Below are 748 nucleotides of genomic sequence, written 5' to 3' on the forward strand. Positions count from 1 at the left end.
AGAGCCAGATACCGTCTGGATTGTGTGGGTAAATGGCTATGATGAACGAAATGGAATACAGAACAATCGGTTCAGCACTTGCCGGGGGCTATCGTGCGGCGGTCTATTGCAGGCTGTCAAAGGACGATGACCTGCAAGGCGAAAGTGCCAGTATCGCAAACCAGCGTGATATGCTGGAAAAATACTGCGAAAAGCAGGGATGGGAGGTTGTGGCAGTCTATCAGGACGATGGCTTCACAGGTCTTAATATGGAGCGTCCTGATTTACAGAGAATGTTGAGAGCCATTGAGCGCAGGCAAATCAACCTTGTCATCACGAAAGACCTCAGCCGACTGGGGCGTAACTATTTGCAAACAGGGCATTTGATTGAGGACTTTTTCCCAAGAAACGGTGTCCGCTATATCGCCATGAATGACGGTATCGACACCCTGCGGGATAACAACGACATCGCCCCGTTCAAGAATATCCTGAACGAGATGTACAGCAAGGATATTTCCAAGAAAGTCCATTCCTCTTATCTTCTGAAAGCGCAGAAAGGACAGTTTACCGGGTGTCTTGCCCCGTTTGGGTATCGGAAAGACCCGGAGGACAAAAACCATCTGCTCATTGACGAGGAAACCGCCCCGATTGTGCGGCTGATTTTCGGATATGCCCTAAACGGTCATGGTCCGAACTATATCCGCAGACGGCTGGAGGAAGAAAAAATCCCCTGCCCCACATGGTGGAACCGGGAACGGGGGCTTCGCAA

Annotated in this window: 1 protein-coding gene; it reads left to right on the forward strand. The window is 50.5% G+C overall.

Annotated elements, in window-relative coordinates:
- Positions 1–32: 32 nt before the first annotated feature.
- A partial coding sequence (locus LJE11_RS19195) for a recombinase family protein (protein ID WP_227296414.1) occupies positions 33–748 on the forward strand: 716 nt, incomplete at its 3' end.

Source organism: Blautia sp. DFI.1.216, from assembly GCF_020594215.1.
In the GTDB taxonomy this organism is placed as follows: domain Bacteria; phylum Bacillota; class Clostridia; order Lachnospirales; family Lachnospiraceae; genus Blautia_A; species Blautia_A wexlerae.